Genomic DNA, 22,508 nt, shown 5'->3' with positions numbered 1-22,508 from the left:
AGCGTGCGCGACGCGCTGCGGCGTGCCGAGCGGTCGGGCCGTCCGGGACTGCCGCTGTGTCGTTTCCGGCAGTCCCGGCGTCCCGGTGACCTGCTGGCGGTTCTGGTCGACGAGGACGGCGGCGTCGTGTTCGACCCGGGCGTCAGGATCCAGGGCTTCGCGCCATCGCCGGACGGATGTCTGGTCGCTGTCGAGGTCAGCGACGACGGCTCCGAGAACGGGCGCGTGGTGGTCGTGGACACAGCGACGCGGGCGTCGACCGAGCTCGAGGGGGTGACGGTCCGGCACGCGCGGATGGCCTGGGCCGGTGAGGACCTGTTCCTCGTCGATGCGCACGGCCGCTGCCTGCAGGTCAGGCGCGGCGAGCCGCCACAGACGCTGTTCACCGCCGCCGCTGGTGAGCGCACGGCACCGATCGGCGTCGGCGGCACGGTGGTCGTCGCTCGGACCGACGAGGTGCGTACCCGGCTGGTCGGCATCGACGGCTCGGAGATCCTCGAGCTCCCCAGGTTTCGGAGCGTCAGCGCCGCGGCGGACACGCTGCTGGCGGTGACCGGCGACGAGCTGGTGAGTCTCCGGGTGCCCGGAACGGCGCCGGCGCGATGTCGGCTGGAGACCCTGTCGGGAGTCCCCGTCCACGCCCAGGCGGTCCCGGGCGGCTGCCTGGTCCACCTGGTCCGGGACGGCCACTCCGTGGTCGTCCGCCTCGCCGCCGATGCCGGGGTCCTCGCGCCGACGCAGACCGTCGTCATCTCGGAGCAGCAGGACGTACGTACCGTCTCCGGCCTCTCCTGGGCGCAGGACCGCGCCTGGGTGCGGATCGAGTCACCGGCCGAGGCACCGAAGGTGATACCGCTCGAGGAGGCGGCAGGCTCGACGAGCGAGGGCCCACGGTCGCGGTTCATCACCGTGACGGCAGAGGACGGTGCCGAGATCGAGCTGATCCTGACCGGAGACCTCGGCGGCCCGACCCTCCTGGAGGTCTACGGCGGGTTCGGGATCGTCGACCTTCCCGCCTTCGAACCCTCGGTCGCCGCCTGGTGTGAGCTCGGCGGGCTGCACGTGACCGCCCGGCTGCGCGGCGGAGGCGGGGCGGGCACGCCCTGGCACACCGCAGGGCAGGGCGCGGGCAAGACACGTACGGTCGCCGACGCCGTCATCGTCGCCCGCGAGCTCGTGCGCCTCGGCCTGACCCGGCCGGAACGGCTGGTGCTCGCTGGGGCGTCGCTCGGCGGGCTGGTCGCGATCTCCGCGGCGCTCGCTGAGCCGGGCCTCGTCGCCGGGGTCGCCTGCACGGCCGCGCCGCTCGACCCGCACCGCATCAGCGAGCACCCCAGCGCGCGGCACTGGGCCGAAGAGTTCGGCGACCCGAACGATCCCGCGGTGCGGGCCGCCATGGACGACTACTCGCCGTTCGAGCGCGCCCGCCGATTCCCGGGCGGACGCTGGCCGCGCTTCCTGCTGACCACCTTCGCGGAGGACTCCAGGGTCGCGGCCGCACCCACCGATCGGCTCGCCGAGGCGTTGACGGCTCGCGGCGCAGAGGTCGTACGCAGCCACCGCCCCCGGATGGGCCATGGCGGCAACCACCTCGACGCCGTGCACGACTTCGCCGCCTCCGTCCTCGGCTTCGCCCTCGACTCAGCTCACGAATCCACAGGAGTGTGATGACCCCCACCGATATCTCCGTGACCACGGACGACGTCTCGCCACCGGCGCTCTCGCGGTCCGGCGACCGCGCCCCCGTGCCTGCCGCCATCGCCCGGCGCAGATGGCGCGCCCGGGTGCTGACCATCGGCCTCGCGGCCGCACTCCTCGTCGTCATCGCCCTGTCCGCGTCGTCGGGCACCGTCGACCTGAGCGCGCTCGACGCCGCCAGGCTCGTCACCGGGCACCTGCTGCCCGGGATGCCGTGGATGAGCGACGGCACCTACACCGTGCTGCAGGATCAGGTGGTCTGGCAGTTCCGGCTGCCACGTGCGCTGCTGGCCGCGCTGGCCGGAGCGGCGCTGAGCCTGGCCGGGGTCTTCATCCAGGCAGTCGTACGCAACCCCCTGGCCGAGCCGGCGATCATCGGCGTCTCCTCGGGGGCAGGTGTGGGCGCGGTCTCCGTGGTCGTCCTGGGTGCCGCGGCGGTCGGCGCCTGGATCGGCACCGCGGCATTCCTGGGCGCCGCGGTCGCGACCGCGGCGGTGTTCTGGGTGGCGTACAAGAACGGCAGCATCGCCCCGCAGCGCCTGGTGCTGACCGGAGTGGCGCTGGGCACGTTCTTCAGCGCGATCACCAGCTATCTGACGCTCACGACCGAGGCGCAGAACGTGTTCAGCGTGATGTTCTTCCTGCTGGGCTCGGTCTCCGCCGCCACGATGACCGACCTGTCCGGTCCGCTGGTCGCCCTGGTGGTCGCGCTCGGCGTCTCGATCACCACCGGCCGCGCGGTCAACGCGCTCCAGGTCGGCGACGAGACGGCCACGGCGCTGGGAGTCCGGGTGAACCGGCTGCGGTCGGTCCTGCTGCTCGCCGCTGCGCTGCTCACCGGCACCGTGGTCTCGGTCGCCGGCGGGATCGGCTTCGTCGGTCTCGTGGTCCCGCACATCGCGCGAGTCCTGGTCGGCTCCGACCACCGGCGGATCGTCCCGGTGGCGGTCTTCGGCGGCGCCCTGTTCCTGTGCGGCGCGGACCTGATCGCCCGTACCGTCTCGGCACCCGCCGAGGTGCCGCTGGGCATCATCACCGCGCTGATCGGGGTGCCGTTCTTCCTGTGGCTGATGCGCGGCCGGGCCGCCGACGAGCAGGGGATGGCGCGATGAGGCTCGAGACGCTGGACCTCACCCTGAACCGGGGCAGCCGGGAGGTCGTCACCGCCGCCTCGGTCGTGGTCGAGCCGCGGGAGGTCCTCGGCCTGCTCGGCGCCAACGGCAGCGGCAAGTCGACTATCCTGCGGGCCTGCTTCGGCGCCCTCAAGCCCGTCTCGGGCCAGGTTCTCCTCGACGGAGCCGACGTCGCCACGATGAGCCGGCGCGAGATCGCGCGCCGGGTCGCGGTGATGGCCCAGGAACCGCCGGACGAGTTCGGGCTCACCGTCGCCGAGAGCGTGCTGCTGGGACGTACGCCGCACCGGGGGGTGCTCGGCCGCGACAGTCCCGAGGACTGGCTGGTGGTGGGCCAGGCGATGGAGCTGGCGGGCGTCTCGACGCTGGCCGACCGGCCGGTCCACCGGCTCTCGGGCGGTGAGCGGCAGCGTACGTTGCTCGCCCGGGCGATCGCCCAGGAGGCCGAGCTCCTGCTCCTCGACGAGCCCACCAACCATCTCGACGTCTCCTACCGCTTCGAGCTGATGCACACCGTCGCCGAGCTCGGGATCACCACCGTTGTCGCGCTCCACGAGCTCGACCTCGCGCTGGCCTACTGCGACCGGGTCGCGGTGCTCGACCGCGGGCACGTCGTCGCGCTCGGGAAGCCCGCGGACATCCTCACGCCCGATCTGGTGCGCGAGGTCTTCGGTGTCGAGGCCAGCCGGATCACCGATCCCGAGGCCGGCACCCCACACCTGCTCCTGCGCGGGACGTCCGCGCGGGTTCGAGAAAGGAACACATGAACACCACCCCACTGCTGCGCACCGTCCCGGTGGCAGCGCTCACGCTCCTGGCCGCGACCGGATGCGGCGGCACCGGCGTCCAGAACGACGCCGCGGCGAGAGGCGAGGCGGCCGAGGGCTACCCGGTGACCGTGGAGAACTGCGGCCGCGAGATCACGGTCGAGTCGGCTCCGAAGCGCATCGTCGGACTCAGCCCGGCGCAGACCGAGCTGCTCGTACGCCTCGGGGTCGCCGACCGTCTCGTCGGCCAGGCGCAGACGGCCATGCACGAGCTCCCCGAGGACGTCGCCGCGGACGCGAGCGAGGTACCCGAGCTGAGCACGGATGCGCCGCCGGCCCGCGAGCAGCTCCTCGACGTACAGCCCGACGCGGTCGTCGCCCCGACCGAGTACGAGTTCACCGCCGAGCAGGGCTTCGCCACCATCGACCAGCTCACCGACGCCGGGGTGACCACCTACGTCGCCGCCGGCGGCTGCCCCGAGCGCCGGTCCACGGGTGAGGTCACCGACCTGTTCACCGACCTGGAGGCACTCGGCAGCATCTTCGGCGTCCCTGCTGCTGCTGACGAGCTGGTCGCCGAGACCCGAGGTGACCTCGAGGCGGTCGAGAAGGCCGTGCAGGACCGCCCGCAACCCAAGGTCGCCCAGCTCTTCGTCGAGGGCAAGACGCTCTCCGCGATCGGCGCCGGGGTGGAGTACGACATGATCGAGCGCGCCGGCGGCGAGAACGTCTTCAGCCCGGACGAGGAGCTCTTCTCCCAGTTCTTCTCCGCGGTCGTCTCCCCGGAGGAGGTCGCCGCGCGTAACCCCGATGCCATCGTGTTCGCCGTCCGGGAGGAGTCCGAGGCCGGGCGGGTCGAGGCGTACCTGCGCAAGACGTTCCCCGACGTCACCGCCGTCAAGGAGGACCGCTTCATCTCCCTGCGCACCCCGGACACGTTCCCGGGCACGCTCGGCAACGTCACCGCGGTGCGGACGATCGCCGAGGGACTGCACCCCGACGCGTTCTGAGTGAGCCACGCCGGCCGGGGCGTCCTCAGGGACGGCCCGGCCGGCTCTCATGTCTACTCTTTGGCAAGAAGCCGCCAGCCCTCGGCCTGCGTACGCTCGCGCCAGAAGTCGAGGTACCGCCCGCCGTGGGCGAGGAGCTCCTCGTGGGAGCCGCGCTCCACGATCCGGCCGCGGTCGAGGACGACGATCTGGTCGGCGGCGACGACGGTCTGGAGACGATGGGCGATGACGATGACCGTACGGTCGGCGGAGAGCGCGGTGAGCGCCTCCTGGACCGCGGCCTCGTTCTCGGCGTCGAGCGCGGCGGTCGCCTCGTCGAGGAGTACGACAGGGGCGTCCTTCAGCAGCGCCCGGGCGATCGAGACCCGCTGCTTCTCACCGCCCGAGAGCGTGGAGCCGGCCTCGCCGATCCGGGTCTGCCAGCCGTGCGGGAGACGCTCGACGATGTCGTCGACGCGGGCCAGCCGGGCGGCCTCCAGCAGCTCGTCCTCGGTGGCGTCGGGCCGCGACATCATCACGTTGTCGCGCAGGGTGCCCTCGAAGAGGTAGACGTCCTGGAAGACGATCGAGACGCGCCGCATCAGCGCCTCGGTGCCCAGATCGCGTACGTCGACCCCACCGAGCATCACCGAGCCCGCCGTGACGTCGTGGAACCGAGCGACCAGGCGCAGCAGGGTGCTCTTCCCGGAGCCCGACGGCCCGACCACGGCGGTCAGCGAGCGGGGTGGCGCGATGAGGGAGACCTCATCGAGGACACGGGTGGTGCCGCCGTAGGAGAAGGCCACGTCGCGCAGCTCGATCCCGCTGTCGGCCGGCTCGCCGGGCGTGGCAGGCTCGGGAAGCGGTTCGAGGGCGAGCACGTCGAGGACACGTCGCAACGAGCCCTCGGCGATCCGCAGCGCACTGGAGAGCTCGCCGTAGTCGATGAGCGACTCCACGAACCGCACCGTGAGGACGAGGAGACCGATCGCGGTGGCCGCGGCGAGCGTGCCGCCGAGACTGAGGTGGACGGCCAGCGCGATCACCAGGGTGAGCAGCGCCTGGATGGAGAGCAGCTGGATGCCCAGGCCGCCGAAGCCGGTCACCAGCAGCCGTCGCGACGCTCGCTTCTGCTCCCGCAGCGCGGTCTCGACCAGTTCGTTGCCGTGGACGGTGCGGCCGAAGACCCGCAGGGCCGGCTGGTTGAGCGCGAACTCGACCACGCGCGCCGAGCCCCCCGCCATCGCGGCGTCGTAGGCGCCCTCGCCGCGGCCGACGATCGTCGCCAGGAGCCGGGTGGTGGCCAGCACCGCGACGACCCCGATGAGGAGCGCGAGCGCCAGGCGCCACTCCAGGAACGCCATCGCGACGACCACGGTGACCGGGCTGACCACGGCGGCGATCAGCGGCCGCAGCAGATGTCCTGGCACCGAGGCGATGTCGGTGGCGCCCTTGGAGGCCATCCGGGAGAGCTGGCCGGTGCGGTCCTGGTCGTACCAGCCCAGCGGCAGCCGCACGGTGTGGTCGCCGAGCCGGGCCAGGGTGATGTCGAGCAGGTCGCAGGCCAGGTCGTAGCCGTCCAGGTTGCCCACCGTCAGCGCCACGTGATGGGCCACGAACAGGGCGGCGAGCACCCCCAGCCAGGTGGTCGCGGCGTCCCAGTCCTGGCGCAGCGCGGCGTCCAGGACCGGCACGACACAGGCGAAGGCCAGACCCTGGAGTACGCCGGTGGTGACGAACATCGCCACGACGCGGGCGAGCTGGCGCCGATGAGCGTGATCGAGGAGGTCGGCGAGCAGGCGGACGATGGTGATCATGCCGACTCCTCCTCCTCGCCGCTGTCGGTCGAGCCGCCGGAGCCGCTAGGCGAAGGCGTGTCGAGACCAACACGTTCTCTGTCCACGCTCATCACGACTGTGTTGGTCTCGACACGCTCGGCCGCAGGCGGCCTCACGGCTCGACCGGCGGGGGCCGGGTGGGCGCGCTGGTCGGCGGCCCAGAGCTTGGCGTAGCGCCCGGCCCGGGCGAGGAGCTCTTCGTGGGTGCCGAGCTCGGCGACCCGGCCCTCGTCGAGGACCACGATCTGGTCGGCCGCGGTGACCGTCGAGAGTCGATGGGCGATCACCAGCAGCGTACGTCCCGCGACGAGGCGCGACAGCGCGCGCTGGACGAGCGCCTCCGACTCGGGATCGGCCGCCGCGGTGGCCTCGTCGAGGACGAGGATCGGGGTGTCGGAGAGGACGGCGCGGGCGATCGCGACCCGCTGCCGCTCGCCACCGGAGAGCTGGCCGTCCTCACCGACCACCGAGTCGTAGCCTCGCGGGAGCTCGTCGATGCGGTCGGCGATCTGCGCGGCCTCGGCCGCGCGGCGTACGTCCTCGTCGGGTGCCTGTGGGTGGGCGAGCCGGATGTTGTCCCGGATCGAGGTACGCAGCAGCCCGGTGTCCTGGAAGACGAAGGAGACCTGCTCGTAGAGCTGTGCGCTCGTCATCTCGCGCAGGTCCACCCCGGCGATGGTGATCCGGCCGGCGATCGGGTCGGCGAAGCGAGGCAGCAGCTTGGCCAGCGTCGACTTGCCGGAGCCGGAGTGACCAACGAGCGCAGTCACGGTGCCCGGTTCGAGGACCAGATCGATGTCGTGGAGCACCGGTGGCGCGCCGGGGGAGTAGGCGAAGGAGACGTGGTGGAGCTCGACCCGGGCCGAGCCCGGGGCTGGGGAGGGGACGGCCGGCTCGGGGAGCTCCGGCTCGGCCAGCAGACGCTGGATGCGCCGGGCAGCCTCGGTGGCCTCGCGCAGCTCGCGGGCGGCGTAGCCAGCGACGGTGACCGGCGCGGTCATGGCCAACCCGAGGACGAGGAACGGGACCAGATCGGGTCCGGTGATCCAGTCAGCGCGGAGCATCCAGACCCCGGCGCCGAGCACGAGCACCAGGGTCAGCGCCGGCGTCAGCGCGAGCTCCATCAGCAGCATCCCCAGAGCGGAGTGACGCATCCAGGCTCGGTTGAACCCGCCGAACCGGGTGGCGACCTCGGCCAGCCGCCGGTGAGCCTGCCCGGTGGCGCCGAAGGTCTTGATCTCCGCGATCCCGCCGGTGTTCTCGACCGTGGCCGCGGCGAGCTCGGCCAGGCCGGCGTCGTAGTCGCGGTAGAGCGCGGCGGCACCCCGCATCGAGATCCGGAACCCGACCAGACCGAGCGCGAGCGGGATCAGGGTGATCAGGGCGAGCGGCGGGGAGACGATGAAGAGGTAGCAGGCCACGACGGCCGGCAGCGTGATCGCCGCGGTCAGCTCCATCACCGAGTGCGCGACCAGATGGTGCAGCGCGGCGACGTCGTCCTGCACCGCCTTCTTGACGGTGCCTGAGTTGCGTTCGGTGAACCACGCCAGCGGCACCCGGCCGAGCCGGGCGACCAGCAGCCGCCGTAGGTGGATGGAGAGGTCGAGGTCGGCGACGTGGGAGAGCCACGACGAGCCGAGCACCGTCGCCAGGCGCACCAGCAGCGCCGCCACGCTCACCCAGACCACGACCCAGGCGCGGTCGGCATCGACGGCGGCGCCCGACGCCGCGGGCAGCAGGATCCGGGCGAGCTCGACGATCCCGACCAGCGGCACCAGGCCGGCGACGGTCGAGACGACCATCAGCAGCAGGCTGGCGACCAGCCTTCCCCGGACAGGACGAAGCGTCTGGAGGAGGGGGGAGCGAGCCAACTGTTGTCCTGCCGAGATCGTGGGGTTGCTGCGTACGAGATCCTCGGCGTCAGCCGCCGTGACCGGTGGGGGCGAGAAGACGCTCGAGCTCGTCCTCCTTCTCGGTGGGCACGACGAAGAGGAGCTCGTCGCCCTGCTCGAGAGGCTGCTCGGGGGTGGGTACGTAGACCTGGCCGTCACGCAGGAGCGTGACCAGCGCGCAGTTCTCCGGGAACGGCACCAGGCCGGTGGGCTTGCCGACGTAGGGCGAGTCGGCGGGCAGGGTGATCTCGACCAGGTTGGCCTGACCCTGTCGGAAGGTGAACAGGCGCACCAGGTCGCCGACGGTGACGGCCTCCTCGACCAGCGCGGACATGATCCGCGGGGTGGAGACGTTGACGTCGACGCCCCAGGCCTCGGTGAAGAGCCACTCGTTGTTGGGGTGGTTGACCCGGCCCACGGTGCGCGGCACGCCGAACTCGGTCTTGGCCAGCAGCGAGCAGACCAGGTTGGCCTTGTCGTCACCGGTCGCGGCGATGACCACGTCGCAGTTGTCGAGCCTGGCCTCCTCGAGCGAGGAGAGCTCGCACGCGTCGGCGAGCAGCCACTCGGCGTCGGCGACCCGCTCGGGCTTGATCGAGCCCGGGTTCTTGTCGATGAGGAGCACCTCGTGGCCATTGGTGATCAGCTCACGGGCGATGGACCGGCCGACGGCCCCGGCCCCGGCGATAGCAACTCTCATCAGTGGTCAATCCTGTCGTCCAGGGCCGTCGCGAGCGTCGTTCGGTGCGTGCGCGGGCAAGGCGCCGCCGCGAAGGCATACCGGTGTTGTCTGTCGAGCGGCGGCAACGCCGCCCGCGTGCGTGCCGAGCGGCGCGCAGCAGGGCCTGGTGCGGCAGGGGTGACCACTAGTCTTCCTCGGGGCCGTTCTTGATCGTCTTGTACGCCTGCGCGGTGTTCTCCTCGCGCATGACGATGTGGAGCACGTCGCCCTCCTGGATCACGCTCTCGCGGACCGGGAGGACGCCCTCGCCGAGCCGGTCGATCCAGGCGATGCGGCTGCCGGACTGCCGCTGGAACTTGATGGTCCGCTCGCCGACCCAGGCCTCGGGCATGATCACCTGGTCGATGCGGATGTTGCCCGACATGTCGCGGAAGTCGGGTTCGGCGCCGGCCGGCAGGAGCCGGCGGAGCACCTGGTCGGCGGTCCACTTCACGGTCGCGACCGTGCTGATCCCGAGGCGCTGGTAGACCTCGGCGCGGCCGGGGTCGTAGATGCGGGCCACGACCTGCTGGATGCCGAACTCCTCGCGCGCCACCCGGGCGGAGATGATGTTGGAGTTGTCACCGCTGGAGACCGCCGCGAACGCCTCGGCGCGCTTGATGCCGGCCTTGAGCAGCACCTCGCGGTCGAAGCCCATCCCGGCGACCTTGTCTCCGTTGAACCCCGGTCCGAGCCGCCTGAACGCCTCGGAGTTCTGGTCGATGACCGAGACCGTGTGGTTACGGTCCTCGAGGCTCCTGGCCAGGGTCGAGCCGACGCGGCCACAGCCCATGATCACTACGTGCACCGTGTCATGATTGCACTCGCCCGGGCCGCGCGTCGCCTACGCCCTCGAAGTTGGCGTGTTCGGATGCGCGTGGCGATCCGGAAGCGCGCCGAAGCCGCGATGTGCCGTAGCGTCTGCCGTTGTGGGTGTTGGTGATGTCTCCAAGCGGATCCTGATCGGTCGCAAGCTCCGTAGCTCTCAGCTGGGCGAGACGCTGCTGCCGAAGCGCATCGCGCTACCCGTTTTCGCCAGCGACGCGCTCTCCTCGGTGGCCTACGCGCCCGACGAGGTCTTCATCATGCTCGCGGTGGCGGGAGCCTCGGCGTACGCCTGGTCCTGGAAGATCGGCCTGGTCGTCGCCCTGGTGATGCTGACCGTGGTCGCCTCCTACCGGCAGACGGTCCACGCCTACCCGAGCGGCGGTGGCGACTACGAGGTCGCGACCGTCAACCTGGGGCGCAACGCGGGCGTGACCGTGGCCAGCGCCCTGCTCGTCGACTACGTGCTGACGGTCGCGGTGTCGATCTCCAACGCCGCGCAGTACGCCGCCAGCGCGATCCCCTCCCTGATCGGCCATGAGGTGCTGGTCGCCTCGATCGCGATCGTGCTGCTCACCGCGATGAACTTGCGCGGCGTACGCGAGTCGGGGACGTTCTTCGCGGTCCCGACCTACCTGTTCATGTTCGCCATCCTCGGGATGGGCCTCTACGGCCTGTTGCTGCTGGTGAACGGCAACCTTCCCGAGGCGGAGAGCGCCTCCCTGCACATCAGGCCCGAGGAGGGCTGGGAGGGCACCCTCAACCAGGTGGCGCTGGTCTTCCTGCTCGCCCGCGCGTTCTCATCCGGCTGTGCGGCGCTGACCGGTGTGGAGGCGATCTCCAACGGCGTACCTGCCTTCCGGCGGCCGAAGAGCCAGAACGCCGCCACCACGCTGCTGCTGCTCGGCCTGATCGCGGTCACGATGATGATGAGCATCATCGTGCTGGCAAACCAGATGAGCATCCGCTACGTCGACCCGCATGCTCTCGACAACCTCCGCACCGCCGCCGGCGACGCCGTGCCGGAGGGTTACGAGCAGCACCCGGTGATCTCCCAGATCGCGGCCGGGGTCTTCAACGACTTCCCGCCGGGCTTCTACTTCGTCATCACCGTCACCGGCATCATCCTGGTGCTCGCCGCCAACACCGCGTTCAACGGCTTCCCGGTGCTGGGCTCGATCCTCGCCAAGGACGGCTACGCACCGCGGTCCCTGGGAGCGCGCGGCGACCGGCTCGCCTACAGCAACGGCATCGTCTTCCTCGCGGTGCTCGCGATCGCGCTGATCATCATCTTCGAGGCACAGACCACCAAGCTGATCCAGCTCTACATCGTCGGCGTCTTCGTCTCCTTCAACCTCAGCCAGCTGGGCATGATCCGCCACTGGACCCGCCATCTGGCCACTGAGCGGGACCCGAGCGAGCGCCGGCGCATGCAGCGTTCGCGGGCGATCAACACCTTCGGTCTCGGGATGACCTCGGTCGTCCTGGTGATCGTGCTGATCACCAAGTTCCTCGCCGGGGCCTGGATCACGATCCTGGCGATGGGCTTCTTCTATGTGGTCATGCTGGGGATCAGGCGCCACTACGACAACGTCGCCCGCGAGCTGGCCGCCGACGAGCAGGACAAGATCATGCCGACCCGGGTCCACGCGATCGTGCTGGTCTCCAAGCTCCACAAGCCGACGCTGCGAGCGCTGGCCTTCGCCCAGGCGACCCGGCCCAACGCGCTCGAGGCCGTGACGGTCTCGACCTCCGACTCCGACACCGCCGAGCTGTTGAAGCAGTGGGACGAGCGCAACCTGCCGATGCCGCTCAAGGTGCTCCACTCGCCCTACCGCGAGCTGATCCGCCCGGTCGTGGAGTACGCCTCGGCGATCCGCGACGCCAACCCGCGTGGCGTCGTGGCCGTCTACATCCCCGAGTACGTCGTCGGCCGCTGGTGGGAGCAGTTCCTCCACAACCAGACGGCGCTGCGGCTCAAAGGCCGGCTGCTGTTCACTCCGGGCGTCATGGTCATCTCGGTGCCCTACCAGCTCGCCTCCGGCAAGGAGCGCGCCGAGGAGCTGCGCGAGGAATACTGGCTCGCGCCCGGCCTGCGTCGCGGAAGCGGACGCCGATGAGCCGCCCGCAGCGTCCCGCGCCCCGCGGACGTCGCCCCCGTCCGAAGGCGTCGAAGGGCGAGTCGTACGTCGGGCGGCGCTTCGAGGTCGAGGTCGGCCCGGTCGCCCACGGCGGCCACTTCGTCGCCCGCGTACAGATCCAAGACGCCTCCCGAGTGGTCTTTGTACGCCACGCCCTGCCCGGTGAGCAGGTGGTCGTCGAGATCACCGAGGGAACCGCCGGTGACCGGTTCTGGCGCGGGGACGCGGTCTCGGTGGTCTCGGCCGCACCGGAACGGGTCGTTCCGCCATGCCCGTACGCCGGTCCCGGCCTCTGCGGCGGCTGCGACTTCCAGCACGTCTCCGTGTCCGCCCAGCGCGAGCTGAAGGCGACGGTGCTGCGCGAGCAGCTGGTCCGACTGGGTGGCCTGTCGGCCTCGGACCCGCTGGTGTCCGGACTGGCTGTCGAGGCCGTTCCTGGGGATGAGGACGGGCTGCGCTGGCGGACCCGTCAGCGCTACACGACCGCCCCGGGTGGCGGCCGAGGCATGCGGAAGTACCGCTCGCACGACGTCATCCCCGTCGACGACTGCCTGATCGCGACCACCGACGCCCGCGAGCCTGGTGCTGGGACTGTCGCGGAGACGGTCGCAGTCGGGGGAACAGAGCACTCCTTCGAGGTCTCCGCCGACGGGTTCTGGCAGGTCCACCCGGGTGCGCCCTCGACCCTGGTCTCCGCGGTGCTGTCCGCCCTCTCACCGGACCCGGGCGACACCGTCCTAGACCTCTACGCCGGCGTCGGCCTCTTCTCCGCCTTCCTCGCCGACCGGGTCGGACCCACCGGACGTGTCGTCGCCATCGAGGGCGACCCGACCGCCTCCGCGCTCTCCGTGGGCAACGTACCCACCGCCGAGATCAGCGCCGGCGACGTCGCCACCGTGCTCGGCCGCCTCGAGGACGGTCCCTTCGACCTCGTCGTCCTCGACCCGCCCCGCGAGGGCGCCCGCCGGAAGGTCGTCGACGCCGTCGTCGCGCGTTCGCCACGAAAGGTCGCGTACGTCGCCTGCGACCCCGCCGCCCTGGCTCGTGACGTCGCGATCTTCGCCGAGCACGGCTATCGGCTGCGCACCCTGCGCGCCTTCGACCTGTTCCCGATGACCCATCACGTCGAATGCGTCGCATTGCTGACGAAAACAGGCTCTGAACAGCAGTGATGCGATTCGGGATTTCGCAGTCGATCTCCGAGAACGGGCCTTAAGGCTCACTTTGGGCTCGGTTTGCGCAAAGCGAGCCCAGCTCAGGTGCCTGGGCAACCCCGCGCGCGTCAGGCGCCGCGACAGCATGGGCGCGCGCAGAACATCCCGTAGACGGACGCTGAGCGCGTCTACGGGTTGGGGCGGGGAGTCGTTCGTGGTCTCCGAGGGCTCTCAGAGCCCGACCGTTGGGCCGTCGCTTGCCTCGGAGCCCGGTGCGAGGCGCTCGGTAGCTGAACGGTAATCGGGCACGACAAGTTTGCGATTGATGTAGTGCCGCTCAGTTACCGTCTTGGAGGTGTGGCCGAGCTGGTTCATCGCGGCCTCGGCGTCGTAGATCTCGTCGATCTGCGTCGCTACGGTGCGTCGGAAGGAGTGGGGCGTGACGCCTTGGAGGACCGTGAGGTCGGCGTAGTCGTCGAGCAGACGAATGTGGCGCAGGCGGCCCTGGATGTTGGTGGGGTAGTGCCAGGTGCCGTTCCGAGTGATGAACACCGCGTCGAGGTCATTGGGGGTCTGGGCAACCTTCCGACGCCGCAGCAGCGCCGCCGCCCAGTCGGGGAGCGCGATCGGGCGGATCGCCGCGTCGGTCTTGCCGTAGTCGACTCGCTTGCCCTTCGAGGTGATCTGGCCGTTCACCATCAGCCACGGGAACCAGCCCTCGTCGTCGCGACGCTGAGGTGGGGCGGCCAGCTCGATGTCGGACCAACGCAATGCCAGCAGTTCCCCGATGCGCATGCCGGTGGCGACAAGCATCTCGACGATGTCAGGCAGGTCGACGCTCTTGGGTCCGTTCCGATTGTCGGCATTGGCCCACTCGCGGATGGCCAGACGCACGGCATCAAGATCCTCTACGGGAACGGCCTTCTTCTTGTGCCGCGGCACCGGGACCGACGGGACAGCCGTAGCTGGATTGCCGTTGATCGCCTCGTGGAAGATTGCCATGTCGAAGGCGCGCACGAGGACGCTGCGGATGCGCTTGCGCATGTCGGCCGAGACTCCCGAGCTGTCCAGTGCAGCCTGGATGATCACCGGCCGTACGTGCCGGAGTTGGTACGCGCCGAGCGGCTGATCGGTCTTGTCGCTGTCCAGGATCCAGCGGATATGGGAACGGTAGTAGCCCAAGGTCTCCGTGTTGGGGCCGCCGTCCGCCTGCTCCATCTTCTGGAACCAGAGGTCGAGAAGAGTCTGAACGGTGTCGTCGGGCGCGAGCGCGCCGTCGCCGAAGGTGCCGGTGTGCTCGACGAAGAACGCCTTGAGGTTGGCCCTCGCCTTGTTCTTTGTCTCACCGTTCTTGCGGTACTGACGCACGACACCATCGACGTCGCAGAATCGGGCGCGCGCCTGCCACAACCCGTTCTTCAACTGGAAGCAACTGATCTCGCCGTAGGTGCCGACCATCAGTCGTTGTCTTGCCATTCTTCTTTTCCTTTCGACCTCAGGCGACCTCGTTGGGGCTAGTTGCCCGCAGGGCAGCCCCTCGCACGCGACTGGTGCGGCGACGGTTACGGACTGACGTCTGAGGCTGAGGCGGGGGTTCGTTGTCGATGTCCTCGTCCTCTGGGAAGGACTCCTGATGGGCCCGCAGCCATCGGTCGAGCTCAGAGAGTCGGTACTTGAGCCGGCCGCCAGCCTTGACTGCGCGCGGTCCGTAACCGGGCCGGCGAACGCGCCACGTCAGCAACGTGGCCTTAGGGACGCCGAGATAGCCGGAGGCGTCTTCCGTGTTGAAGAATGGGTCGGAGGCCATCTCCTCCGACGCGCTCTCCTGGACCCGCGGCACGCGTTGAGAGATGTTGATCGTCTTGGAGTTGGGCATATCGGTCAGGTGCGCGGTGATGCCCATGGACCTTCGAGCGGGCGTCGGCGCGTAGGCGCAGGCGAGTGTGGTCACGTCGTTCTCGCCAGTGGTTAACTGCTGTGGCCGGATGATGTCGACATCGTGATACCTCGGCGGACCGTCCTCATCTGGGGCGGGTGCCGCGTCCGAGTCAGCGAGTCCGGATTCAGCAAGCATCCGCGACGCGACGGGAGGACGCTGGCCACTGTCGTGGCGGTGTGACGCAGGACCGGGGAGAGGAACGGATCGCAGTAGGCCGTGCGTTTCGCTGTCACGTTGGGAGGCGGTCCGCTCAGCGCCGGCATGGCAGCGGAGTCGAGCGGATCGGGGCGCTGTGGAGCTGGCTGATCTGACTCAGTCCGACGGCGGATTGAGCCCGGTCAACAGGCACGTCCGTGTGCGTGTGCTGATGTCGAAGAATCCGTCGATGGGTATGTCTTCGCGAACAACGCCGGTACCGGTCAGGCCGTCGAGTGGCGTGTGCGCGAGAACTTCGTCAAGCGTCGAAAAGATGTGTGGGATGAGTCCCTCGACGAGCCGAGATGGGTCGACATAGAGGTGCCCGCGGTGTCGATCGTCGATGCCCCAGGTGTGGGCCGGCGCAAGGTGTTCCAGGCGGTCGACGATCTCGACGGCCTCGGCGTGCGGAAGCCGTACGAGGGTCTTCCTGCTGGACGTGCTGGACACGACCATCGAACTGAGGCCAGCGCCGTGAACGGTGTTGCGGAGGAGTCGGCAGACGGTGAAGAGGTCGTCGGCGGGCTTGTTCTTGTGGAACATCTCGTACAGGTGCTGCACACCGAGTTCCTTCCGCCAATCCTTCGATTGCCATCCAGCCCTTCTTCGGTCCGCGAACTGGCGGCCGGCACCCATGTGGGCCGCGATGGCCGCGGCGTCGAACGCTCCGACGACGTTGAACATGAACGTGTCGAGCGCCTCGGTGGCGTCGTGACCCGTCTGGTTGTCGGCGCGCTGAAGGGCGGCGCGGTGGATGTCGTCTCGGTGATTGAGCATCCTTACCAGGCGTTCGAAGAACGACCCAAAGAGGAGGGTGGCGTAGTCGTCATCAGTGGCGGTGCTGTGATCGACAAGGGCGCTGCCCCATCTCCACCCGCTGGGAAGTTGAGAGCGGACGGCGACCCAGGCCGTGAGGTGGTGATCGAGGTTCAAGCCACCTTTCGGTGCCCAGGCGCCTAGAAATGGGTCGTCCTTGCGCAGGTAGAGCCCTACTACCGCAAGCGCGTCGACCGCGGTCATCGGGTTGATGTTGCGCGCCAACGAGGCCGCGATGATCCCACTCGCCGTCGTGATCGGCGGCTGAGTCAGGTAGCGATCGTCAGTCAACTGAGCGGACGAGTCGATGCGCTCGTCTGGCCACCAGACCTCAGCCGTCTCAATAAGTACTTCGTTCGGCCAGGTGATCTCGCCTTTTTAGGTGGATTGACGTAGGGGCGTGTTTGCCTTCGATATTGACAACGGTGAAGATCGGCAGCTTTCACGGTTCTCTCTGGACCGCAGTAAAGTGGAGGTAGTTGAGTTCGGTTGTGCCGTCGTCAAGTCGGGCAGCGAGCGCCTCGTCACCCAGTCGCGGCAAGGAAACCTCCGTGCCGAGGAACCCTGCGTCGTAGGCGCGGCCGTCCCCGAGCACGGACTCGATCCCGTTGGTCATGCGCCAACCCTTCCTGGCATTCCACATCTTACGGTGCAGTAACGCAGCGCAATTCGCTACACCGCTGGGTGGTTTAGATGTAGGCGGCCGGGTAATCACCAGGGCTGGTGCCGCTTCGAGGATATGACGTCGGCACTACCCCCTCGATCACAGGGACGATCTCGTCTCGCAACTGTTTGTCAGTGACGCCCGAGTCGAGTTGCGCGCGGATCGCGTCGAAGAGCGCCTGTCGCTGCGCCTCGGTCAAACCCTCGGCCTCGGGCGGCGGTTCGGTAAGCCCCGTTATGAGGTTCTGTCTGATCGAAGTCACTGCGTACACCGCGAGAAGGGCAAGGGCAAGCACGCCGCCGCCCCATAGGAAGTACTTAGCACTGCCCGAAACCGCACCCTCAACGCTGCGGATAATGATGAGGGCGAGTCCGCCAGCGGTGCCGACTGCGATCGCGGCCGACAGAAAGAGCCCCCCAGCGATGACCTCTGACTTGTCGTTTCTGAGTGCCTGCAAGACGAGCGGGCCGAGCCCGACTAGGGCGACGCCGATGGCGCTGGCGATGGTGATGAGCGCGAGCGTGGAGGGGGCCTCGGCTCCTGTCACCGACTTGAGGAGGTCCGACGATCCGAAGATGCCCGTGAACACAGCCGACACCAGCGTCACGTTCGCAGCCCAACTGTCTTTGAAGCTCCACGTGGCACCTAGGTAGGGCAGGGGTGTCGTCGGTCCAACGTTGTTCTTCGTCGAAAGGGCTGCCGGTGGCTTGGCGAGGAACCAGATCCATCCAGCGATGATCAGAAGGAGTCCCGCTCCGAATGACCCGGTATAGGTCCAGAGAATGTCCCAATTTGGTGTGGACTCTTCGCCATTCCTTGCCGTGACTTTGAATGTGACGCCCTCGACCTCGAGCGTGAGCGCGACTGTCTTCTCGTCGCCGAAATCGCAGTCCTTGAGCGTGAAAGTCAGTTCAGTTTCCTGGCGAGCCGGGAGTTCCTCGTCGCTCGGGACACAGTTGTTGCCACCCTCACTTGTCGCCAGCTCGACGGTCGCAGGTTGGTCAGTCAGGTTGATGAGTGTGATGCCGACTGTCGGCTCGTCGTCCCCTTCGATGGTGGCCTTGTCCGACGAGAGGACGTAGTCGGCTGGGGCTGCACCTGCCGCGCTCACCCCGATCCAGAGCACTACGAAGGTGGTTGCGATCGCGGCGGCTGCGGTGTGACGGGCTCGCATGGGAACCTCCGGTTAGGGTGGACCTGCAAGCGTATCGATCGCCGCGCCGGGCCTCAGTGAAATCGACAAACTGACAGAGCACTGCCGCCGCGGTGATGGAACGGCCGCTTCGCGGCGGTATGACTCACCTGAGCTGCGAACTAGCCATGGTTCCCGAGTGGCCCTAGCGCCAGATCGAAGAGCACCAAGACACCTCCATCGTCCTGGAACGTGAGGGTTCTCGGCGCGGACTCTGGGGACCGGTCCCAGGACTCGGGGGCCGCGAAACCGTCAGCGGCGTACTTGTGCAGCCGTGCGTCGATTTCCTCGAGAGTTCCTGCCGGGGTCGGCTCGGTAAAGGCAAGGACGAGTACGACTTCGCCTCCGGGAAGACGGATCGCATCGACCACAGCCGCGAAGTCGTCGGGATCGAGGTCGAATGACCGCACGACTACCTGTTCGGCGTCAAGTGGAACCAGCACTACTTCGAACATCAGGGTGTGCCCGGGCCGCAGTGCCCTAATCCAGCGCACGTCGGAATACTTAACGCCGTCATTGGGGACGACGGATAGATGTTCGAAAGGGATTTGGATCGTGACGGCGCGTGTCCAACCCGCTTCGTCGGCCGTGGGCCTCGTCCACTGGTGCAAGAGCCTTCCCTGCCCGGAATCAAGTCCGCCGAAGTGGGTGTCATTCTCCTTGCGCAGGTCGATCGCCTGAAATCTCCAGTCCCCCGACTGGTGCAGGCTCACCTTGAACTCGCCTGCAGATGCCCGGCTTGCAAGGTAAACGTCGTCCGCGTTCTTCGCACCCCAGATACGCCAAATCGTAGAGCGATGACCAGGCTCGCCTGCAGCGAACCGCAGCGCGCGGTCTTTCTTGACCGCCGGGATCGGGTGGCGTTCAACGTCCTGCCCCTCCCACTCGACCAGAAGCGTAGGTTGGTCATCTATGAGTGCGACGGCGATGCTCATGTAGGTGGGCACCACACAGATCATATGGTGGATGCCCCGCGTTCATCGTTGTTCGTGCCGTAATGAGTGGGAGTTGATGTGCCGCAGTAGCCCCGAGGCCTCGCGATCCGCGTGACCATCCGGTAGGCATGGCGACGGTCGATCAGCGTTTTCGACACCGGGCGCTGGATCAACGGACCGGTGGTCCGTTCGAGGCGGGCCTCCAGAACGCGGAGGACCGGGACGGCCAGCGGCATGGGTCGCGGGTTTGTGGCCCTTGCCGATCAGGTGGAGCACTCGGTGGCCCCCGCAGCGTTTCGGCGGTATGAGATGGTACGGACGCAGGTGCGCGGTAGAGCGGTAACGAGGCAAGCCGCGGCGGTGGAGACCCCAGATCGCCATCGATGACAGTAGGTGTGGTGGTCACGTTGTCAGGTGCAGCAACGCGCCATCAGGCGGTTTGAGCCAACGGTCACGGGATCTCGTCAGTGTGTATGGCTCGCCGGGTCACCCGCACGCGGTACGGATGTCCGTCCGCTGGGCGCAAAGTCACGCCGTACGTGGCTCCTGAACCATCGCGATACCGTCCCGTCCACTCGTCGTCGGCCGCTGACTCCTCAACCAGTGTGAGGCTGACGTCGTCAGGTATCCAGCTTTCGTAGGCCGCTCGGATGCACCACTCGCCGTACTCGGTCAGTTCTTCTCGAGTGTTCAAGAACTGATCACTACGCGAGGTTGACTGGAGCGCTGTGCGAATACCCCCAAGTGCCTTCATGGCTGCGGCACCCACCAGCGCCCCGATAGCACCGGAAGCGAGTTGGTTCGCCAGGTACAAGAGAACGCTGGCGCTTGCTCCGTCAGCGCCCCACGAGAAGTGCGCCTTTCGCACGTCGAGGTCGTACGGCACCTGATATCGCGTCCCACGTTCTTCGGCCCAAGTCAGAGCCTCGAGGTGGCCAACGACCTCGTCATCAGCCAGCGGCTTGCCGCCCAGGTCAGGCTCGCCCAATATCAGTAGAAAGACGATCTCCGGCGGCTGCTGGGGGTAGGCGCCGTAGGCAACGCGGATGCGAACCTCGTCGAGCCATGAGAACTCCGGGATGGACATAACTACCATGCTAGGGCGATCACTTGGTGGAGAAGCCGGTGAACGCATCAACCACTCCCTTCGCCTCGCCCATCTGCAGACAGACCTTGGGGAGTGATGCGGCGAGCTCGCCACAGACCTTGTCCCGTGCGGCAGCAGCCGCCTGGGGGCAAGTCTCGGAGAGGGCTTCGTGCGGCGGAGCGAGCGGGAACAGGTGGACGACGGTGATACCGCTTGCGTGGGACGAGGACAATTGCGGAATGACGCATTCCCAGGCGGCTACGCCCTGATGCGGTACTCCTTGGTGACGTGACGGAACTTCCTCGGGATGCTGCCGCTGAGCAGTTCCCTGAAGCTCCTCTTGGAGACCTGCAGCGCAGTCGAGCCCCCTTTTGTGGCAGGCCAGGGCCGCGACTCGAGCACGCCCCCTGGCGGGCTTAGCGTTTCAGCCTACGCGGTCGTCTGTACGGGCGGCGCTTCCAGCCGCTCTACGTCTGCAATGAGGTCAGTGACGGCCTGGTAGCGCTGAGATAGATCGTGGACCGCGCACTTGTGGATGATCTGACCCACCGCGTCGCCAGCCGTGGGTAGCGACTCCCTGCCTTTGAAGATGTACGCCAGGACGTGGCCGATCGCGTACATCTCGTTCACGACCCCGTAGTCCTTGAAGCTACCGAGCATCGGATCCCGGATCGTGCCCTTCATGTCGGTCTGAGTCCGGGTGTACTCGTTGGTCTGGTCTTTCACGAGGCCAAAGTCCGAGAGCTTCACCAATACGGCGCCGGAATCGAAGATCTTTAACAAGATGTTCTGAAGACTAATGTCACGGTGTAGCAACCGCTGGTGGTGGAGGTAGTTGATTCCGTAGAGAAACTGCAAGGCGATGCGCTTGCGAGCAGCGAAGGACATCGTGGCGTTCTTCTTGCGAATGTGCTCTCGAAGTGTGGTGTCGCAGTACTCCATCCGATACTCGTTCCGGGTCTCGTCGTAGCGATAGACCTCTACCACGTAGGGAAAGCTCAGCTTCTTAAGTACCTCGAACTCCTGCTTGAAGCGGCGTAGTTCTCGCTCGTCCAGATCATTCTTCGCCCGCTTGACTGCGAACTTGATGCCGTAGTCGGGGTCGACGTAGGAGTAGACGTGAGCGTAGGACCCGGCTCCTACCATCTTCAGCGCCACTGTAGTTTCGTGCTTGTTCAGCTTCACGCTCTTGGCTGTATGGGCGAAGACTGGCTCGTAGGTGACGATCGCGATGGGCTCGAAGTCCTCTGGCACCGCGCTGCCGCCGCTTGGCGAGAGCCACGGCCGGCAGCGGTCCAGGGCGTCCTGGTAGGCATCAGCCAGCCGGACCTCAACGCCCGCCCTCTTCAGGGTATGAATGTCGGTCTCGATCTCCTCGATGAGCGCGAGCAGGTCTCTGCTGTTTCCGGCCCAGTAGTGGCGAGTGGTCTTAGCGCGCCCGTTGATGTCGGTGAAGTGCTCGTTCAGTCGCTTGTGGAGGACTGCGAACATGTGACCCCACTCGGGGTCGTTGTAGAGGCGCGCGAAACTCCTTGCTGTGGGCATCGCCTCGTACTTCTCTCGCAGGTCGGCCAGCATGAACTCCACCGGATTGGCCACCGCGTCCTCCTCCGTCTTAATCGTCACGATGCTGTCTCGTCGGTCACTCCTCGTTTCGGGCCGTGATGGTGCCCTCGGGGTGACTTTCGGAGCCGTGTGCACGCTGGATGCCGGTCAGCGGGCCAGCATGGTGGCGCTGTCCGAGCGTCTAAGTCGGGCACAGGGCGACCGCTACACGCCCTTCCAGGGTCACCCGCGTGCTTCCAACTTCCGGATCCTGGCGGTCAAACGAGCGACATCCGCTCTTAGATCGGCGATCTCATCGATCAGTTCCTCGCTGATCCGGCCCGGACGCTCAGACTCATCGACATTTCCTCGGCGATCGAGACTTGGTGTGTCAGAGACACTTGCCGGAGGGTTGTCCGACTCTACCGGAAACCGAGTGGACGGGTCCCGCTCCAACGCCAGGAAACGCTCGTCCACTCGGATATAGATTCGCCCGCCCTTCCGGATGGAGTTGACGAGTTGACTACGCGCGTCACGGCGTACCTGAGAGGCCGACTTTTCAAGACGCATCGCGGCTTCGTCGGGCGTAATGTATTCAGGCTCCGGTTCAATCATGCGCACAACCTAGCACATGTGCTGCTCAATGAGCGCTCATCAGCCGCACTGCGCGCGCAGTGAGCGCATAGTGCGCGCGCAATGCGCTTACGGGACGTCCTTGGTTTGATGGTGTGCATACATAGAGCACGTGACGCGGTGGTTCTGCGCAGATGCCGCCGGTAGCACCGTTGCTGCGTCGGCCGCCTTCGAAACGCCAAGCAGTTGGCACCTGGCACGGGCCCTTTGCTCGGCTGAGCATCGCTAGGCGGGTTCGATTCAGCGCCCGCGTCATTCTGGGCTACTAGAGGATTCCCGTAGGACCGACGTCCGGCAAGACTCGGTCCAGGTGTCCGGTGGGTTCGCTCTCTTTTGGGCTGCCC

At 67.7% G+C, this 22,508-nt stretch carries 20 protein-coding genes; 6 read left to right on the top strand and 14 right to left on the bottom strand.

The annotated features are described in order from the left end of the window. Nucleotides 1-3 precede the first annotated feature (3 nt). From AB0F44_RS06525 to AB0F44_RS06510, 4 genes are read left to right on the top strand one after another with little or no spacing between them, the layout of a single operon-like run. Nucleotides 4-1,668, top strand: coding sequence for a prolyl oligopeptidase family serine peptidase (locus AB0F44_RS06525; RefSeq protein ID WP_357353779.1), 1,665 nt, complete (start codon nt 4-6; stop codon nt 1,666-1,668). Then, complete coding sequence (locus AB0F44_RS06520) at nt 1,668-2,810, top strand: iron ABC transporter permease (protein ID WP_357353777.1); 1,143 nt, start codon at nt 1,668-1,670, stop codon at nt 2,808-2,810. Before AB0F44_RS06525 ends, AB0F44_RS06520 begins: the two co-directional genes overlap by 1 nt. Continuing rightward, nucleotides 2,807-3,598, top strand: a complete 792-nt coding sequence (locus AB0F44_RS06515) for an ABC transporter ATP-binding protein (protein WP_357353775.1) — start codon at nt 2,807-2,809, stop codon at nt 3,596-3,598. Before AB0F44_RS06520 ends, AB0F44_RS06515 begins: the two co-directional genes overlap by 4 nt. Next, nucleotides 3,595-4,608, top strand: a complete 1,014-nt coding sequence (locus AB0F44_RS06510; RefSeq protein ID WP_357353773.1) for an ABC transporter substrate-binding protein — start codon at nt 3,595-3,597, stop codon at nt 4,606-4,608. Before AB0F44_RS06515 ends, AB0F44_RS06510 begins: the two co-directional genes overlap by 4 nt. A 53-nt stretch (nt 4,609-4,661) precedes the next feature. On the opposite strand, the gene AB0F44_RS06505 is transcribed toward AB0F44_RS06510, so the two are convergent. The 4 genes from AB0F44_RS06505 to AB0F44_RS06490 all read right to left on the bottom strand — a co-directional run bounded on the left by AB0F44_RS06505 (nt 4,662) and on the right by AB0F44_RS06490 (nt 9,846). Then, the gene (locus AB0F44_RS06505; RefSeq protein ID WP_357353771.1) at nt 4,662-6,404 is read right to left on the bottom strand and encodes an ABC transporter ATP-binding protein; all 1,743 of its coding nucleotides are present in this window, start codon (nt 6,402-6,404) and stop codon (nt 4,662-4,664) included. Beyond that, nucleotides 6,401-8,296 carry an ABC transporter ATP-binding protein gene (locus AB0F44_RS06500; protein ID WP_357353770.1) on the bottom strand — a complete coding sequence of 632 codons (1,896 nt, stop codon included), beginning with the start codon at nt 8,294-8,296 and terminating at the stop codon, nt 6,401-6,403. The genes AB0F44_RS06505 and AB0F44_RS06500 overlap by 4 nt, the downstream gene beginning before the upstream one ends. Nucleotides 8,297-8,345: 49 nt before the next feature. Next, nucleotides 8,346-9,017 (bottom strand): TrkA family potassium uptake protein, encoded by a 672-nt coding sequence (locus tag AB0F44_RS06495; RefSeq protein WP_091041412.1) that lies wholly within the window; start codon nt 9,015-9,017, stop codon nt 8,346-8,348. Between the two features lie 166 nt (nt 9,018-9,183). Further along, entirely contained in the window at nt 9,184-9,846 is a 663-nt protein-coding gene (locus AB0F44_RS06490) for a TrkA family potassium uptake protein (protein WP_357353768.1), read from the bottom strand. A gap of 121 nt (nt 9,847-9,967) precedes the next feature. Here AB0F44_RS06490 and AB0F44_RS06485 point away from each other — a divergent pair, with 121 nt between their 5' ends. Together AB0F44_RS06485 and AB0F44_RS06480 are read left to right on the top strand one after the other, a co-directional pair. Further along, nucleotides 9,968-11,983 carry an APC family permease gene (locus AB0F44_RS06485; RefSeq protein ID WP_357353766.1) on the top strand — a complete coding sequence of 672 codons (2,016 nt, stop codon included), beginning with the start codon at nt 9,968-9,970 and terminating at the stop codon, nt 11,981-11,983. Further along, the gene (locus tag AB0F44_RS06480; protein ID WP_357353764.1) at nt 11,980-13,176 is read left to right on the top strand and encodes a TRAM domain-containing protein; all 1,197 of its coding nucleotides are present in this window, start codon (nt 11,980-11,982) and stop codon (nt 13,174-13,176) included. Before AB0F44_RS06485 ends, AB0F44_RS06480 begins: the two co-directional genes overlap by 4 nt. Nucleotides 13,177-13,389: 213 nt before the next feature. Here the strand turns inward: AB0F44_RS06480 and AB0F44_RS06475 are convergent, their stop codons facing one another. The 10 genes from AB0F44_RS06475 to AB0F44_RS06430 all read right to left on the bottom strand — a co-directional run bounded on the left by AB0F44_RS06475 (nt 13,390) and on the right by AB0F44_RS06430 (nt 22,146). Beyond that, nucleotides 13,390-14,616, bottom strand: coding sequence for a tyrosine-type recombinase/integrase (locus AB0F44_RS06475; RefSeq protein WP_357353762.1), 1,227 nt, complete (start codon nt 14,614-14,616; stop codon nt 13,390-13,392). Nucleotides 14,617-14,653: 37 nt separating this feature from the next. Continuing rightward, a complete protein-coding gene (locus AB0F44_RS06470; RefSeq protein ID WP_357353760.1) occupies nt 14,654-15,109 on the bottom strand; it encodes a helix-turn-helix domain-containing protein in 456 nt (151 codons plus the stop codon). A 300-nt stretch (nt 15,110-15,409) separates the two neighbouring features. Continuing rightward, nucleotides 15,410-16,312 carry a hypothetical protein gene (locus AB0F44_RS06465; RefSeq protein WP_357353758.1) on the bottom strand — a complete coding sequence of 301 codons (903 nt, stop codon included), beginning with the start codon at nt 16,310-16,312 and terminating at the stop codon, nt 15,410-15,412. Nucleotides 16,313-16,550: 238 nt separating this feature from the next. After that, nucleotides 16,551-16,724, bottom strand: coding sequence for a hypothetical protein (locus AB0F44_RS06460; RefSeq protein ID WP_357353756.1), 174 nt, complete (start codon nt 16,722-16,724; stop codon nt 16,551-16,553). A gap of 73 nt (nt 16,725-16,797) precedes the next feature. Next, nucleotides 16,798-17,946 (bottom strand): hypothetical protein, encoded by a 1,149-nt coding sequence (locus AB0F44_RS06455; RefSeq protein WP_357353754.1) that lies wholly within the window; start codon nt 17,944-17,946, stop codon nt 16,798-16,800. A gap of 140 nt (nt 17,947-18,086) precedes the next feature. Beyond that, the gene (locus tag AB0F44_RS06450) at nt 18,087-18,911 is read right to left on the bottom strand and encodes a hypothetical protein (protein WP_357353752.1); all 825 of its coding nucleotides are present in this window, start codon (nt 18,909-18,911) and stop codon (nt 18,087-18,089) included. A 439-nt stretch (nt 18,912-19,350) separates the two neighbouring features. Next, complete coding sequence (locus tag AB0F44_RS06445; RefSeq protein WP_357353750.1) at nt 19,351-19,986, bottom strand: hypothetical protein; 636 nt, start codon at nt 19,984-19,986, stop codon at nt 19,351-19,353. Nucleotides 19,987-20,005: 19 nt separating this feature from the next. Further along, nucleotides 20,006-20,218 carry a hypothetical protein gene (locus AB0F44_RS06440; RefSeq protein WP_357353748.1) on the bottom strand — a complete coding sequence of 71 codons (213 nt, stop codon included), beginning with the start codon at nt 20,216-20,218 and terminating at the stop codon, nt 20,006-20,008. A 197-nt stretch (nt 20,219-20,415) separates the two neighbouring features. After that, complete coding sequence (locus AB0F44_RS06435) at nt 20,416-21,612, bottom strand: protein kinase family protein (RefSeq protein WP_357353746.1); 1,197 nt, start codon at nt 21,610-21,612, stop codon at nt 20,416-20,418. A gap of 162 nt (nt 21,613-21,774) precedes the next feature. Then, complete coding sequence (locus AB0F44_RS06430; RefSeq protein WP_357353744.1) at nt 21,775-22,146, bottom strand: hypothetical protein; 372 nt, start codon at nt 22,144-22,146, stop codon at nt 21,775-21,777. Between the last annotated feature and the right edge of the window lie 362 nt (nt 22,147-22,508).

Source organism: Nocardioides sp. NPDC023903 (genome assembly GCF_040639295.1).
In the GTDB taxonomy this organism is placed as follows: Bacteria; Actinomycetota; Actinomycetes; order Propionibacteriales; family Nocardioidaceae; genus Nocardioides.
This window is presented reverse-complemented; position numbering and strand designations above follow the sequence as displayed.